Source organism: Geminocystis sp. NIES-3709 (assembly GCF_001548115.1).
In the GTDB taxonomy this organism is placed as follows: Bacteria; Cyanobacteriota; Cyanobacteriia; order Cyanobacteriales; family Cyanobacteriaceae; genus Geminocystis.
On record NZ_AP014821.1, the window covers coordinates 2,403,431 to 2,420,360 of the forward strand.

Annotated in this window: 15 protein-coding genes; 4 read left to right on the forward strand and 11 right to left on the reverse strand. The window is 32.6% G+C overall.

What is annotated here, in order from left to right; genetic code table 11:
* Positions 1-195 precede the first annotated feature (195 nt).
* The 10 genes from GM3709_RS10185 to GM3709_RS10225 form a co-directional block, all read right to left on the reverse strand.
* A complete protein-coding gene (locus GM3709_RS10185; RefSeq protein WP_066118878.1) occupies positions 196-1,752 on the reverse strand; it encodes an SLBB domain-containing protein in 1,557 nt (518 codons plus the stop codon).
* A 309-nt stretch (positions 1,753-2,061) separates the two neighbouring features.
* Positions 2,062-3,339: a glycosyltransferase family 4 protein gene (locus GM3709_RS10190; RefSeq protein WP_066118880.1), complete on the reverse strand. Its 1,278-nt coding sequence runs from the start codon at positions 3,337-3,339 to the stop codon at positions 2,062-2,064.
* A gap of 885 nt (positions 3,340-4,224) precedes the next feature.
* Entirely contained in the window at positions 4,225-5,193 is a 969-nt protein-coding gene (locus GM3709_RS10195) for an NAD-dependent epimerase (protein WP_066118883.1), read from the reverse strand.
* 69 nt (positions 5,194-5,262) lie between these two features.
* Complete coding sequence (locus tag GM3709_RS10200; protein WP_066118884.1) at positions 5,263-6,915, reverse strand: alpha-amylase family glycosyl hydrolase; 1,653 nt, start codon at positions 6,913-6,915, stop codon at positions 5,263-5,265.
* Between the two features lie 84 nt (positions 6,916-6,999).
* A complete protein-coding gene (locus GM3709_RS10205; protein ID WP_066118886.1) occupies positions 7,000-8,163 on the reverse strand; it encodes a DUF4214 domain-containing protein in 1,164 nt (387 codons plus the stop codon).
* Between the two features lie 120 nt (positions 8,164-8,283).
* Positions 8,284-8,712 (reverse strand): YggT family protein, encoded by a 429-nt coding sequence (locus GM3709_RS10210; RefSeq protein ID WP_066118888.1) that lies wholly within the window; start codon positions 8,710-8,712, stop codon positions 8,284-8,286.
* A gap of 69 nt (positions 8,713-8,781) precedes the next feature.
* Complete coding sequence (locus GM3709_RS20140; RefSeq protein WP_144439427.1) at positions 8,782-8,934, reverse strand: lmo0937 family membrane protein; 153 nt, start codon at positions 8,932-8,934, stop codon at positions 8,782-8,784.
* A 51-nt stretch (positions 8,935-8,985) separates the two neighbouring features.
* On the reverse strand, positions 8,986-9,468 hold the full coding sequence (locus GM3709_RS21405) for a CsbD family protein (protein ID WP_071828033.1): 483 nt from the start codon (positions 9,466-9,468) through the stop codon (positions 8,986-8,988).
* Between the two features lie 59 nt (positions 9,469-9,527).
* Positions 9,528-9,914 (reverse strand): hypothetical protein, encoded by a 387-nt coding sequence (locus GM3709_RS10220; protein WP_066118890.1) that lies wholly within the window; start codon positions 9,912-9,914, stop codon positions 9,528-9,530.
* 207 nt (positions 9,915-10,121) lie between these two features.
* Positions 10,122-10,304 carry a CsbD family protein gene (locus tag GM3709_RS10225; protein WP_066118892.1) on the reverse strand — a complete coding sequence of 61 codons (183 nt, stop codon included), beginning with the start codon at positions 10,302-10,304 and terminating at the stop codon, positions 10,122-10,124.
* A gap of 584 nt (positions 10,305-10,888) precedes the next feature.
* Between GM3709_RS10225 and GM3709_RS10230 the strand changes: the two genes are divergently transcribed.
* Positions 10,889-12,184 (forward strand): serine hydrolase, encoded by a 1,296-nt coding sequence (locus GM3709_RS10230; RefSeq protein WP_066118894.1) that lies wholly within the window; start codon positions 10,889-10,891, stop codon positions 12,182-12,184.
* Between the two features lie 178 nt (positions 12,185-12,362).
* On the opposite strand, the gene lpdA is transcribed toward GM3709_RS10230, so the two are convergent.
* Positions 12,363-13,781 carry a dihydrolipoyl dehydrogenase gene (lpdA, locus tag GM3709_RS10235; RefSeq protein WP_066118897.1) on the reverse strand — a complete coding sequence of 473 codons (1,419 nt, stop codon included), beginning with the start codon at positions 13,779-13,781 and terminating at the stop codon, positions 12,363-12,365.
* Between the two features lie 186 nt (positions 13,782-13,967).
* Here lpdA and menC point away from each other — a divergent pair, with 186 nt between their 5' ends.
* The 3 genes from menC (at position 13,968) to GM3709_RS10250 (ending at position 16,875) form a co-directional block, all read left to right on the forward strand.
* Positions 13,968-15,062 carry an o-succinylbenzoate synthase gene (gene menC / locus GM3709_RS10240; protein WP_231937548.1) on the forward strand — a complete coding sequence of 365 codons (1,095 nt, stop codon included), beginning with the start codon at positions 13,968-13,970 and terminating at the stop codon, positions 15,060-15,062.
* A 71-nt stretch (positions 15,063-15,133) separates the two neighbouring features.
* Complete coding sequence (locus GM3709_RS10245; RefSeq protein ID WP_082712976.1) at positions 15,134-16,105, forward strand: bifunctional riboflavin kinase/FAD synthetase; 972 nt, start codon at positions 15,134-15,136, stop codon at positions 16,103-16,105.
* Between the two features lie 326 nt (positions 16,106-16,431).
* A complete protein-coding gene (locus tag GM3709_RS10250; protein ID WP_066118902.1) occupies positions 16,432-16,875 on the forward strand; it encodes a hypothetical protein in 444 nt (147 codons plus the stop codon).
* Positions 16,876-16,930: the final 55 nt, after the last annotated feature.

Here is a 16,930-nt window from a genome sequence, read left to right on the forward strand (position 1 = left end):
TAGGGAAAAGGTAAAAGTTAAGGGTTTCAATCATGTTTAAGAATTAATAAAAAACGTAAGTTAAATGCCTCTTAGCTTAGGAATCATCTAAGTTCAATGTTGGAAGGTAGGAAATAGGTCATAGAAAGCAAAATATTAGCTATCAACTGTCAACTGTTAACTGTCATCTATTCAATTTATTCTGCGCAACGTCCGTTAATTTCCACTAAATCGATCGACTACCAATGCAGTATTAGCAATAATTCCTAGTATTTGGGCAAAAGGATTAATGATAGCAAAAGTAGCGTCCGAAGCTACAGCTAAATTGGATCGTTCGACAAATATCACATCATTATTTAATAATGGAGGATTATTTTCATCACTTAAGGGGGAGCTAAAATCGACTTTGATCGATCGTCTAGTTACTGTACCATCAGGGTTGAGCCGTATTAATTCAGCAACGCTTTCATTAGCACGACGATTGTCAAATCCTCCGGCTTGTAAGAGTGCTTGTTGTAAACTTACGTTAGGGGGTAATTGTTTTACTCCAGGAGTTTTGACTTCTCCTACCACACTAACATTAATCGTATTGGGAGAAAAACTAGCGATCGCAACTTGACGAACTTCACTATCTTTAATGGTTTCTATGGTAGGAATAAAAACTCGATCGCCGTTTTGCAATAAAGCATCTTCTCTAAACTTTCCTGTTTGTAATAATTCCCATAAATTAACTTTAACTATTTGTTCTTGCCCTGATGGTAATGTACGCCTAACTTCAATATTACGAATATCTGCTTTTGCCGTTAAACCCCCTGCGGTTTTAATTGCCCTTGTAGCTGTGGGTATTCCAGCTAAACCTTCTTGATTACGAATGGTTGTCGTGTTTTGAAAATTTAAACTATCGGTTAAACTATTGGCTCTTACATCATCACCACTTAAAGTATAAGGGCCAGGTCGATTGACTTCTCCCACAATACTAACGGTAATAGGAATACTTAAATTAGCTGAGAAATTAGCTGTGGCTACTCTCAATACTTCTACTGGGTTAATTTCTTCGGCACTGGGAATAATTATTCGATCACCATCTCTGAGGATAATATTTTGACTTAAATCACCTTTTTCCAAAAAATCCCAAAAATTCACAGGAATAATGTACTCTTGACCTTTATAATTACGAACAACTTGGACTCGACGACTATCGGCGGAAGCATTAATACCATTGGCTAATTGTAATGCACTAATCAAATTAGGAAATTTTCGTCCTTGACTTGTTCCTGTTGAACCTTCAAAGGGAATAGAATAAGATCCAGGAGTTCTAATTTCTCCGACAATAGCAACAGTAATAGGACGAGGTGAAACTAAATTAATACTTACGATCGGATCTTTTAGTAGTTCTGAACGAACATATTCATCATAAATAAGAGCTTCCGTTTCTGCTAGAGTTAATCCCACCACAGAGAGACGATTAATTAAAGGTAAATTAATAGTTCCATCTACTAAAACTTGGTATTCCTTACTATATTCGGGTACATTAAAAATATCTAAGGAAATAACATCACCAGAATCAAGAGTATAAGGAAATTGTTGACTCGGATTAGATTGTCGTGAAGTATCGTATTTAAAATTGTTTGTATTGCTATTGGTGGGGGAGTTGGGAGATAAAGGTTTTAATGGTTGTCTAGGACTGATATTTTGAGCTAAAAGTAATGGAGAATAACCTAAAACAAAAATAGAAGTTAACAGTAATCGATCGTAGAAATTGGTCTTAATCATAAACTAATTATAATAATGTTTTATTGAAACTATAAGTATTAAGGGAACATTAATTTTATCAAGGTAAGAAAAACAAGGAGCTTAAATCTTTTGCTTTATTATCATAAATTCTACTGTCGCAGAATATTCAATTAATCTTGTTTAACCTCAAAACCTATCTAAAGTTAACAGACAAAAGTTATAATTTGATGTTACTCCAAAATTATTATCTCCTGCCGATCTTCACTGAAAATCAAGTTATTAACTCCCAAAGTATATTTAAAGTTTTCAATGAGTCGTGTAAAAAAATATAGTGCCATTGAGAGAGATTTATCTGTGCGGATATTTTTTTGATTCATAACGAATCCCTTCAATAATCTCCATATATTTATCTACTGCAATATTCTTACTAAAATTGTTACAAAAATATTGTCTAGCATTGTATCCCATTTTTTCACAAAGTTTTTTATTATGATATAAGTTCAAAAAGAAATTTGCTAATCCCTCAGCATCTCCGTTTCTAAAACTCTCTCCACATTGAGCCTTGACAACTAATTGTGTCAAGAATGATGTTTCCGGGCAAATAACTCCTACCACATTTCCTGCGGCTAAAGTGGAGTAAAGTTTACTAGGTGCAACAACTCCATCCATATCTTCCGCAATAGAAATTAAAGATATATCACAAGCAGTCAGAGAATAAGGTAAGATTTCTTTTTTTTGATAGGGAAGGAATAAGACATTTTTTAACCCTAATTTGTCCATTTTATCCTTGAGAGGCTTTTGTTGAGCACCACTACCAATAAATAAAAATTGAAAATTATCCTGATATTCTGTCAGGAGATATGCAGCCGAAATTATTGTATCCATATCATGACAACGTCCCATATTTCCTGAATAAATTATGGTAAATTTTGTGTGTAGTCCGTATTGTTGTGCAAACCAATTATCTTCTTTATTCAAGGGTTTGATCATGTTACCATCAGCCCAATTATGAACTACCGTGATTTTATGTTTAATAGATGGACAGCTTTCAATAATTCGCTTTTTCATAGAGTCTGACAAAACAATAATTTCTTGAGCATTAATCCATGTGTGATGATTTAATATACCCCATAATTTGACGATCGCATGATTTTTTGGCAAAACCTTCAATTGATAAAGAATATTAGGATATAAGTCATAAATAATGCAAATATATTTTTTTCTCCAGATTAAATGAGCAAAAAAACCTAGCCAAGTCATAAATGCAGGAGCAGTGGTAATGATTAGTAGATCATCTGTTTTTTGATAACGAATAAGATGAAAAAAAGCTCTGATAAAAAACAAAATACTGTTAACTGCTTTCCCTCTAATACGATCGGGCCAAACTCTTGAACTCCTTGTTCTTTTTATATTAACTCCCTTAATAATTTCATCTCTCGGTGCTTCTTTAGTATCGAAGGCGTAAGCAGGTTGACCACTAAAAACCCGAACTTTCATTCCTTTTTCACTCAATGCAATGGCTAGTTCTTCGATTAACTGTCCTGTCGGGGCATAGTCTGGGGGAAAAAACTGATTTAAAATTAAGATGTGATATTGATCATCAGAATTATAATAATTTATCATCATTCAAAGTGTAATTTTGATTCTCTGGAACCCTATATTATTAAACAAACATTGAGCGTTGTAACTAAAAATATTAACTACAGTTACGCAAATTTAAAATGAGTTATTAGGAGTTATGGGTCAAATGTAAACTAGAAAGTTGTCGCTATCTAATTTTTTAATTTGTTGTCTCATCTAGTTTTTTCTATTAAGTTATTTAACATTCTTCTAATTTCGTTACTTCATTTTAGTAATAGCTTTAATTTTTCAAATAAGATCATCAAGACATAATTACCAAATAAGTTTCTAATTACTTAAGATAATGGTTAACAATAGGAAGATGATCCATATAAATACCTAAGTATTTTCCTTTCGCAATATTAACAGAAATTGACACGGCAGTTTTTTGAATTTTGGGAGTTAATCCATCAATTTCAGGAGTTGTTTGAAAGAGTTTCTGTTTTTTATAAAATAGCCATTAGCCTCCCTTTAAAAAGGCGAAAATAAATTTGAAATCTCTTTTTCTAAGAAGCATTTAGGATAATCATTAAGTAGCATCTTCGGTGAACAAAAACTTTTAAAACAGACTCTAATTAATAGAGAAGTGTTAAAGTAACTTGATTACAAGTAATCTTGAAATTCATTGCTTTGTGTCAAAGGATTAAATCTTTATAATTTTTTACCTTTTTATTATGATTAAACCTGAATATTATTAAACAAAATCCTTAGAGCCTAATATTTCTAATCTTTTTTTGTGTAACTTACAAAATTGATACTTAATTAAATTATACCCAACACTTCTCATTCCATAACATATTTATAGGTTTACAACTTTGTTTTTTTAATTTTAAGAAAATTTCATAGAAGAATATATTGATAGTGAATAAATAACTTCATATCACAAAAAAACTAAACTTGATAATAATTACGATACCAATTAACAAATTTTTCTACTCCTTTTTCAATAGGAGTTTTAGGACTAAACCCCACATCTGTAATTAAATCATCTACGTCAGCGTAAGTTGTTAAAACATCACCCGGTTGCATCGGTAAAAACTCTTTGATAGCAGTTTTTCTCAGGGATTTCTCGATTACTTCGATTAAATGCAATAATTCTACAGGTTGATTATTACCAATATTATAAAGTTTATAGGGTGGGACTCCTGAAGGTATTTTTTCCATAACTTTTTCTATCCCCACAACAATATCATCAATATAAGTAAAATCTCTCTGCATTTTTCCGTAGTTGAAAACACGGATTGGTTTTTCTCCTAAAATGGCTTTTGTAAATAAAAATAATGCCATATCTGGACGACCCCAAGGGCCATATACTGTAAAGAAACGTAATCCAGTACTAGGAATTTTGTAGAGATGACTATAGGTATAAGCCATTAATTCGTTGGCTCTTTTTGTAGCGGCATATAAACTGACAGGGCAATCAACAGGATCGTTGGTACTGAAAGGAATTTTACTATTCATGCCATAAACGGAGCTAGAGGAAGCAAAAACGAGATGTTTAACAGGATTGTGGCGACAACCTTCGAGAATATTTAAAAACCCAACGACGTTACTTTCTGCATAAACATGAGGATTTTCGAGAGAATACCTAACTCCTGCTTGGGCGGCGAGGTTAACGACTATATCAAATTTTTCCTGTTTAAACAGTTTATCAATGCTATTTCGATCGTGCAAATCCATGAAATGAAATTGAAAGTTATCTAATTTTTCTAATTCCTGAAGACGGGCTTTTTTTAGAGAAACATCATAATAGTCATTAAGGTTATCAATGCCTATTACTTGATTATTTTGTTTTACAAGGGATTGAGAAAGATGAAAACCAATAAAACCAGCGGCACCCGTGACCAAAATTTTATTCATAAATCAATATTTATAGATAATAATTCTTCATAGTTTAGCTTTAATGGTAAATCTAAGGTATTTTTTTGTTTATTGCCAGACTAAAACTTTAGCTTCATAAGTACCTAAGTCGATCGTCATTCCATTATCTCCTGATTCCATTTCATAATTGCCTGTCCATTCATGCCATTTACCATTAGCTGGAAAATTAGGAATATGATAACCTGCCCGAAAAGTATCAGAAAAATTCACTATGATTACAATACGAGATCCTTCCTCATTCCATCGGGTATAAGCTAAGATACCCGCCTCGTTATTTTCATGGAAAAAATCAATGTTTTCTGTCCACAATGCGCGATTATTTTTACGCAATGAAATTAAACCTTTATAATATTCGAGTAAATTTTTATTTAAGTCATTCTCTAAAAGTTGCCAATCGATTTTTGAGGATTCCATTTTTTTATACTTATACTCTCCTAATTCTTCTCCCATCCAAATCATCGGTATTCCGATCGCCGTCATTAATATTGCAACGCCTAATTTAATGCGTTTAAAGGCTTCTTCATAAAAGATATTTCGATCGCTCAATTCTGCCATCAAATGATTATGATCATGATTAGTGAGATAATTTACCACATTACTCTCACCCATAAAACCTTGTCGTTTGCAGTCGATAACATCCTTGAGACTTTCTAAATCAAATCCATCTCCACAAATGTGAGTCATTATCGTGTTATAAAAACTTTCATGCCAACAACTATCCATCGGCCCTTCTGCATTAGTAATAGTTGTAGTTTCAGGGATATGTTCTGCGATCGTGAAAAAAGGCTTTATTCCTGCGGTTTGTTTGCCTTGCCCAACAATCCAGTGCATAAAATCATAATTATCGATTTGTCTAGCGGCATCAAGACGAATACCGTCAATATGATACTCTTTGATCCAAAAGATTAAATTATCTCCAACAAATTCCCAAGCTGGATGTATTTGTAAATTCTCATCATATAAATCATAATTAAATTCAGGCCCCCAATTATTATCAGGATCTCGGGGTGAGTGATGATACCAATAATCATAGTTAATTTTAGTGAGAGGTGCTTCTGATTCTGAATGATTATAGATTACATCTAGGATTACACGAATTCCTTTTTCATGGCATGAGTCAATAAGTTGTTTTAAGTCAGAAGTTGAGCCATAACTGGATTCAGTGGCAAAAAAATGTCGAGGGTTATAGCCCCAACTATGATCTCCCGGATACTCATTGACGGGCATTAATTCAATGGCATTGATACCTAACTCGCAAAGATAATCTATTTTTTCGATAATGTCTTGATATTTACCACGAATTTTATTATCTTTTTCTCCTCCTGAAAAATCACCTACATGAAGTTCATAAATTACTAATTCTCGATCGGAGGGTAAATTTTTATCATCATGTTTCCAAATATAGTCATCTACAATACGATCGCCGTCTTTAATGATAATGATAGCATTTTGAGAAGAATTATCAATATCAGTAGCACAAGGATCAATTACATCTACCCATTCATTAGGTTCAACAAACCAACTAAGAGATTGAACACGAAATTTATACTGATAACCTCCATCATCTAATAGAACAGAAGTACGAAAATATCCATCATCACCTTTTTTCATGGGAATTTCTTTCCATTCAGAAAAAGAACCCATTAAGGTTGCACCCTCATTATAGGGAGCAAACAACTTAAATTCAATAGAATTATTCATAAATAATTTACAAACTAGGAATTAAGAATTAAAAAATTATCTCTAGTCTTAAACATCTTCTCATTCTTTATCACTTATTACTGATTATCTTCTGTTTCTGGCTTCAGGACTGTTATAAATAGAATTTCGGACAAATTCGATCGATTGTCCATTCATAACTAAGTTTTGAAAATACTCTGATCCCCTTTCATCAGCATTACGACCTAAAAACTCTTGGTAGATTTTATTAATAGCTTGATTAAGTTCTGGTTTACTGGCAACTTCACGACGCACTTGCACTAAAGACCAATTTTGATCATTTATTTTTTGAGTATAATTTTTTAGGTCATTAGAATCAGCGTTACGTCCTAAAACTTGAATATAGATATTGTTGATTTTGTCTTCAACACGAGTATTATTACTACTATTATTGTTCCTTCTGTTTACAGCCTCAGGACTATTGGCAACCGCATTTCTGACATAATCAATATTTCTACCATTAACAATTAAATTTTGAAAATACTGTAATCCAGCAGGATCAATATTTCTTCCCAGTATTTCTTGATATATGCTTGTAATTGCTTGATTGGTTTCTGAATTGCGAGCAATATCATTTCGTACTTGTTCAAAAGACCAATTTTGATTATCAACTTTTTGAGTATAATTTTTCAATTCACTAGAATTAGCGTTACGCCCTAAAACCTGAAGATAAATACTGTTGATTTTTTCTTCAACACGAGAATTATTGATGTTATCGTAATTATTTCTGCTTCTGGCTTCAGGACTATTAGCGATCGCATTTCTGACAAAATCAATGTTTTCACCATTAACAACTAAGTTTTGAAAATACTGAAATCGAGCAGAATCAATATTGCGTCCTAAGTACTCTTGATACATTCTGTTGATAATTTTATTAAATTCTTGGTCATTGGAGGCAATATCACGGCGCACTTGATTTAAAGACCAATTTTGATTATTCATTTTTTGGCTATAATTTCTCAATTCATCAGAATTAGCATTACGTCCTAAAACCTGAACATAGGTATTATTAATTTCTCCATCAAAACGTGAATAATTATTGTTGTTATTATTATTATTGTTGCCCTTATTATCGTTATCTCGATACCTGAAACTACCATATCCCGGACAATTAATAATATTCTGATTACGTACACAAGTTATTTTTTGAGATTGAGCTAATACGGGAGTAGCACTTATTAAACTGATAGATAATAGAGTTCCAGTTAAAAGAATAGTAGAAGTTTTCATAATTAACACTCCAAGAGTTGTTATTCGTTATTTGTAATATAGTAATATTCATTTTGCCTAGGGAAATGTAAAAACTTAGAAATATCCAAAGTTTCCCTTTAACCTTTACAAATGAAATTATCATCGAGCATAGATATATTTAATGAAACTCACACCAATCCAACCTAAAAGAGCATAGACAACAATTGCGACTAACACATTGAGATCGAAAACGTTAGCACCACCGACGGGATTTGATCCACCTTCTGTAACAGGACTGATAAATAAGGTAGAAAAGGGTGCAATGAAAGGATCAGAGAGGTTATAAATAAATTGGGTAAACTGATTCTCTGTATTTGCCCCTGTAAAACGGAGAAAGAAGCGTAAGGTAAGCAATACTTCTAAAAATCCAATTAGAATGTAAATGCTATTAAGAATCCAGACAAATGAGGAATTTTGTTGACCAGTTTTTAATCTTCTCTCTTCTTTTTGTAGTAAGAAGGCTTCTTCTTCTTGTTTAAGTTCTTGTCGTCGATCGACATTGCTTTTATCATAAGGATCTTGACTCATTACACAAATCTCCAAATTAATAATAGGTGCGTAACTTTTCGATTATTAGTATCAAAGTATTTTTGAAAATTAAATTCGACGACCGATCATCAAGTTGTAAACTATTCCAATAAGGGCTAAAACTAAAAGTAAGTGGATTAAGCTACCACCAACGTTAATAGAGAACCCTAATAACCAAAGGATTATTAGAATGCCAACACCAGTCCAAATCATATTCAACATTTTTTTTACCTCTTAAATAATTAATAATTCCTAATTCTTAATCCCTTATTGCTAATTGCCTTTAACATCCTCTACTGTATTACGGGCTTGACTTTCTAATTGTTTGGCTTTACCCATTGATTGATCTTTGGTATTACCTGTCATATTTCCGATCGCTTCTTGAGTTTTACCTTCAATATTTTTTGCTACAGCCTGAGCTCTTCCTTTTAGACTCATACTGTCTTTTATATCTTCGGTTTTATTACGAACCTTACTTTCCACTTGTTTGGCTTTACCCATGAATTGATCTTTTGGATCACCTTTCATATTACCGATCGTTTCTTGGGTCTTACCTTCAATATTTTTACTAACTGCCTTTGCTTTACCTTCTCCCCACCACGCTATTTGATTACTTGGAGGGTTCATTGATGACACTCCCAATTTTGAAGCGTAGCTAGTTTCATCGATAGCACCAAAAGCGGTAGCTGTTGAAATTACGAAAAATAAGGTAATTGTTATAAACAATAACTTACGAGCTTGTTCAAATAAAATCATGTTATTCTCCAAAAATTTAAAATGTTGTTTATTGAATTATTTTTGTTCAAAAATCTTACTTATTTAGTTGAAAGCATCGCATCACTAGCTTCAGCTTTTATATCTTTTGTCGCCTGACGATCTTCTTTTTCTGCACCTTTAGTTTTTCCACTAGGTTTATAGTCTGGGTTTTGAATCGCATTACTGATACCGTCTTGAGTCTCAGTATCGAATTTTTGAGATTCTTCCATTTGTGACTCTGTTTTACCTTCAAGATTTTTGTCACTTGCCTCTGTTTTTTCTTCTCCCATAGCTATTTGATTAACAGGAAGATTAACCGATGACATTGACAATGTTAAAGTAGAACGATCGTTTCCAATAAAACCAAAAGCTGTAGCTGTTAAGAACAATAAAACTACACTAATAGTTATAAATAATAACTTTCGTGCTTGTTGAAATAAAATCATTTTCTTCTCCAAAAAATTTAATATTTTAAGATTTGTATTTATGTTTCGTCAATTATTTATTAAACAGTGGAATTCGCTAAATTAATTTATAGATTATACGGTTTATTATTAACTTATAATTATCTAGCTAATCCACTCTAAAAGTGTCTTATAGCAAAATTATCTTGATGGGATTAACCCTCGAAACAAAAGTTAGAGATCAGAGTGTTAGTCGGTCGCTTTTTTTGCTTCATCTTTAACATCTTCAACAGTGTGTTTAACTTTAGCTTCTGCTTGTTTTGCCTTTCCAGCTACTTGATTTTTAGGATCATCCGTCATATTTCCATAGGTTTCTTGAATTTTTCCTTCAACATTTTTAGCCGTTGCTTTAGCTTTATCTTTTAAGCCCATAATCTATTTTTAATTTATTTTAAAAATTTGGTTAAATAACAAGCTAATTTTTACTATTATTAAAAATTTACGCACCTTAAGTTCAAAGTTATATTTAAAAATATTTTATAAAATTTAAACAAACTTTTATTAAGTATATAGCAATAAAAATTAAGGTTAAAAATTAACTTATTACTCTTTTATATTAATTCTAATTCTATAAAGACTGTGTACGATATAGTACATAAAATAATATTTTTAAATTAAACAGCGTTATCTATATACTTTTGAGAGAATATTAAGAAAATATGTTATAAAAAATAACCCTAAATATAAAGACTATTTTTAACTAAGTTTTTGTTATTGATTAATTAAGTTTTTGTTATTGATGAAGATCTAAAGTCCTCTAGTCTTAATCTTTATCAGTAAATATTGATTCGTTTAAGGCTTATATTGATCGAGTAAGTAATTTTACGGAAGTTGCGAAAAAAAATATTAACAACAGTGAAAATAGAAAAAAATTTGAACAAATATAGTTAATATGACTTATAAATAAGTTAATATCTTTACAAATATTCAAGAATTAACAATTGAGGGGGACAACCTTGTCTTTATTCTTATCTCGAACCCACGGCGAAAACCATTATAATCGCAAATCATCTCCTACAAAAACTAAAAGAAAACAACCTCCTTCCAGAAAACCCTCTGGAGTCGGCACAAGTTCTCTTAATGGCAGAGTCATTAAAACAAGTAATGTGGTTTCTCCCAATCAATCCATTACATCGGAGAATAAGTCGAACGATAGTTTAGGAAATGTCATACTCAGTAACGTTTTCCGATTAGCAATTATCGGGGTAGGCATGGGAACTATTTTTGGAAGTATTTTGGCAAATATTGATTTAACTAAGCCTTTATTTCCTGATGTAAATTTACCTTTTATTGATAGTTTGTTAACAAAAATTACTCAAAATAAATTAGAAGTACCAACAAATACTATTGAGTCTCAACGTAAAAATGAATCAGAGGAAAAAACTAATAATAATGAATCTCTGACATTTACTCAAGAATTAGGAGATCTGAAAAACAAATTTATTCAATTAAAAACTAAGTATCCGAACTTAGAACCGGGTGCGTTTTTTGTGGACTTAGATAACGGCTCTTTTGTAAATTTTAACGGCACAACCACTTTCTCAGCCGCTAGTACCATCAAAATCCCTATATTGGTGGCATTTTTTCAAGATGTAGATGCAGGAAAAATTTATTTGGATGAACAACTTGCCACTAGTGCTAAAAATATCGGTAGTGGTTCAGGTGGAATGCAATATCAACCAATAGGTACAAAATATACTGCGATTCACACCGCTACAGAAATGATTATTAATAGTGATAATACTGCTACTAATATGATTATTGAGCGTTTAGGAGGTAAAGATGAATTAAATAAACGATTTAAAGAGTGGGGATTAGATGTCACATTAATTAATAATTCTTTACCTGATTTAGAAGGTACAAATACCACCAGTCCAAAGGATTTAGCCATTACCTTAGCTAAAGTTAATCAAGGAGAATTGATCTCTTTACGATCGCGCGATCGATTGTTAGATATAATGAGACAAACTCGCACCAGAACCTTATTACCCCAAGGCATCGAAAAAGATGCAACGATCGCCCATAAAACAGGGGATATAGGCACAATATTAGGAGATGCAGGAATTGTGGATATACCGACAGGAAAACGATATATCGGGGGAGTTTTAGTTAAACGTCCTTATAATGATTATTCCGCTAGAACATTGATACAAGAAATTTCCCGCACTGCCTATCAACATTTTAAATGGTATCAACCACGTCCCTCTTTACAAACTTCTTCTAATGCCTCTAATACAACATCAAGCAATTAATTAGGGGTTGCTGAAAAAGTTTTTTGGTGAGGGTAGGAGAGAGGAGTTAGGACAGAGGAGATAGGAGACGATAAGAATTGACTTAAACATTGAAATTGTTAAGGGTTTTTTATCAACTATTTAACCTAATACCTAATACCTTGCTCTTACCTATAAATCTGGCATTGAACTGAAGTGGTTAACTGGCTCGTTTATAAGCCTCGTCTAGCACTTCTGAAAGAGTTGGATGTGCGTGGATATTAAAAGCTAAATTATGCACTGATTCCCGATTGGCGATCGCATTAGCCGCCTCTTGAATTAAATCTGAAGCATGAATCCCGATAATATGAACACCGAGTAACTCTCCTGTATCTTTACGATAAATTATCTTTGCGATACCATCAGTTTCTTTCTCTGCAAGGGCTTTAGAATTACCTTTAAAGAAGGTTTTAGCTGTTGCTACTTCAAAATTTTCATTTTTCCCCAATTCTTTTGCCTGAGGTTCATTTAAACCCACATAGCTGATTTCGGGATGGGTGAAAGCCGCCGCCGGGATACTACGATAATCGATCGATTTTTCGTTGCCACACATATTCTCTACGGCTATAATACCCTGTCCTGAAGCCGCATGGGCTAACATCATTTTACCGTTAGCATCACCCACTGCCCAAAGATGAGGTACAACTTCACCATTTTTCAATACCTGCATTTTGTCGTTAACAGGGATAAAACCTCTTTCTGTTTCAATACCGAGATTTTCTAAGCCTAAGTTTTTGGTAGCGGGGATTCTTCCTGTTGCCACCAAACAAGCATCCACTTCTAATACTTCTACTACTTCTTTTGTTTTAGCATCAGTAAGTTCGATCGTAACTGGATTACCGGGGGTAATTTTGGTAGCGAAAACTCCTGTATAGGTTTCGATGTCACGACTATTAATTAAAACTTTTTCTGCAATTTTAGCAATATCTGGATCAAAGGTAGGCATTAATTGATCTAACGCTTCAATCATAGTAATTTCACTACCCAACGCTGTATAAACATCAGCAAATTCTAAACCAATATAACCACTTCCAATAATGGCTATCCACTGGGGTAAAGATTCCAATTTGACAGCTTGATCGCTAGTATAAACGGTTTTGCCATCAACTTCCACACCTCTAGGCACGAAGGGAGTTGAGCCGGGGCAGAGCATAATTTCTTTAGCAGTAAAAACTTTTTCGCCGTTGTCGGTGATAACTCCTACTTTTTGAGATGCTAAAACTTTTCCCCAACCTCTAATAATATCCACCTTAAGACGGGTTAAACTATTAGTTAAATCTGATTGAATTTTGCTTACTAAATCGTTAGCATGATCAGCTATGAGTTTTCGATCGAAACTAACACCACCAACATTAACTCCCATACTCTGTAAATGTTCGTTATGGGATAATTCTCTCACTTTGCCTGATGCGGCTAACAAGGCTTTAGAAGGGATACAACCACGATTAACACAAGTGCCTCCCATATCTCCCGCTTCGACAATAGCAGTTTTCAAACCCATTTTAACAGCATGAAGTGCCGCGCCATGACCACCAACACCAGCACCTATAATGATTAAATCATAATCAAACTGACTCATATTCTTTATTATAAAAATTCGATCGAGATAACCTTTCTATTTTAAAGTTGATGGGATGTTTCAGGCAAAGTAATTATTAGCTGATAGTTGACAGTTGACAGTTGACAGTTGACAGTTGACAGTTGACAGTTGATTGCTAATTACTAATTGCCGATATTTTGGTTTGCGTAACCTCAGTAAATATATATGATGAAAATAGAGCAAATAAACTTATACAATTTATCGATACCTTTCATTCATCCATTTAGATTTAGCAACGGTGAATTATTAAGTCATACTTGCTTAATTGTCGCTGTAAAAAGTGAAGGTATAACGGGATGGGGAGAATGTCCAACTTTTGAGCAACCTTATTATACTTATGAAACAATTACTACTGCTATTCATATTCTCAAAGATTTTTTAATCCCAAAACTTTTGGGTAAAAATATTAATTCTCCTACAGAAATCAGGGAGTTGCTCGGTTTTGTGCGAGGACATAATATGGCAAAATCAGCTTTAGACTGTGCTGTTTGGGATGTCTTTGCTAAACAAAAGAATATTCCCTTATCTCAATTATTAGGAGGTGTTAGGGATAAAGTAAAGGTGGGTGTTAGTGTTTCTTTAGAGAAAGATATAGAGTTGTTATTAGCAAGAGTGGGGCATTATGTTTATGAAGGTTATCAAAGGATTAAGTTAAAAATTTCTCCCCAATGGGGAATAAAACCCTTACAAGCAGTCAGAGAAAAATATCCCGATTTGATGTTGATGGCTGATGCTAACTCTGCTTTTACCCTTGATGATTTACCTTTATTTCAAGAGATGGATAAGTTAAACTTGGTGATGATCGAGCAACCTTTGGCTTATGATGATTTATTAGATCATAGTTATCTACAATCTTCCATTAAAACTCCTATATGTCTTGATGAAAGCATTAACTCTGTTCATGATACTCGATTAGCGATCGAGCTTAAATCAGCACAGGTAATTAACTTAAAAATTTCGAGGGTTGGAGGTATAACAAATGCTTTAGAAATTCATGATTTATGCCAACAAGCGGGAATCAAATTATGGTGTGGAGGAATGCTAGAATCAGGAATAGGTAGAGCGACAAATCTACATATCGCTAGTTTACCGAATTTTGTTTTACCGGCGGATATTTCTGCTACTAACCGCTATTTTGAGGAAGATATAACTAATACTCCTGCCCAATTAAACTGTGCAGATTCAACTATTGATGTACCAAAAAATATCGGTATTGGAGTAGAAGTTGTAGAAGAAATGATTTTCAAGTATCAAATCTAGCCTAAGGATATAGTAGAATATTAAGTTATTTTAAGAAATGTCTCGGAATCATAAAATATCCCGTACTTTTAATGGTGCTGAAAATTATCACAACATCGCTCAATAATATTCTACAAGATAACATCACGATCACTGGTTCTTGCTCGATCGCCCTTGGTAATTTTGATGGCATTCATAAAGGACATCAGCAGGTAATTCAGCCCATTTTTGACTATCCCGATTCAACTCCTTCTTTAGTAACTTTCATACCTCATCCTGAAGAATTTTTTACTGGGACAAAAAAACTACTTCTTACCCCTATTCCTGAAAAATGTAGAATATTAGAACAATTGGGAGTTGAACAATTAATATTATTACCTTTCGATCAAGAATTAGCCCATTTAAGTCCAGAAGAATTTATTAATAAGATTTTAATTAAATATATTAAAGCTCAATTTATTAGTGTTGGAGAAGATTTTCGATTCGGTTATCAAAGACAAGGCAATGCTGAATATTTACAAATATTAGCGAATAAATATGATGTAAAAGTAAGCATTACTAAAGAACAAAATTTAACTATCAATCAAGAGTCAATAAGAATTAGTAGTTCTTATATTCGGGAGAGTCTTGAGTCAGGGAAAACTGAATTAGCGAAAGAAATGTTAGGACGAGAATATCAAATTTGTGGGAAAGTTATTGAAGGAAAAAAATTAGGCCGACAAATAGGTTTCCCTACAGCAAATTTAGAAGTTGTGCCAGAAAAATTTTTACCAAAAATTGGAGTTTATATCGTTAAAGTGGGATTTGATAATAAGAATTATTGGGGAGTAATGAACATAGGAAAACGTCCTACTATTGATGGTAAAAATATCTCGATCGAGGTTCATTTACTAGATTTTAATGGTAATTTATACCATAAAAATTTAACGTTGAAATTAATTAAGTTTCTGCGTTCTGAACAAAAATTTTCTTCTTTAGATGAGCTAAAAACACAGATACAGCTTGACACAAACCAAGCATTTTTTTTTCTGGAACATCAATATTCGCTTAAAAATAAGATGTAAAAAATAATTATAATATTTGACTTATGCAGAAAATGATAATCTCAATAATGTTATACTTTGAACCAAAATGACCTAATTTTTACGTTAAAATAGATAATAGTCAAAAGATAAAAGTTTTATCAATTTTTTGTTTATTAAAATGTTTAACTTTTACGAGTTGAGAACAAGTTTAGCTTGATAAGTTTAAATGTTCCTAAGTATTTTCTAAGTATATTTTCGGATATTCTGTTTATTTGTGCCTTTTTTCTGTATATTATACTTAGTGGTTTTTTTTACCCATCAAGTCCTGACACTATATTTCATATTTTTATTACAATATCATCTTCATGACTCACACTTTCCTTTTAGAACCTAGCAGTTGGATTATTAAAGGTACATGGCTTGATAAAAATCAAACTTCTTACCCTTTTCAAGGTGCTACTATTATTACTTGGGATCAAGCAAATTGGTTTTCTATCAAAACTAAAATTGTTTTTCCTAAAAGCGATCGAGATGGTATTAGTTATGAATATAAAGGATTTTTACCGGCTAAGAAAACTCAATACACTTATGTTTTAAAAAGGAGTGATTTTGAGAAAATAGAAGGAGAAGGATGGTTAAGTACAGATTCTATTATTCAAAGATACTGGGTATTAGGAGATAACCGCCGTTTAAATGGTTTTGAGACCTTTTTTCGTTTGGATGAAGACACTTATCATCTTACCAGTGGTATGATGGCAGGAAATCATCTTTACAATACTTTAGAAGGAATTTTAGAACGTCACGGCTAAAATGTTAAAACATAAGTCAAAATAAGAATAGATTAAGATTTGATATATAACTTAA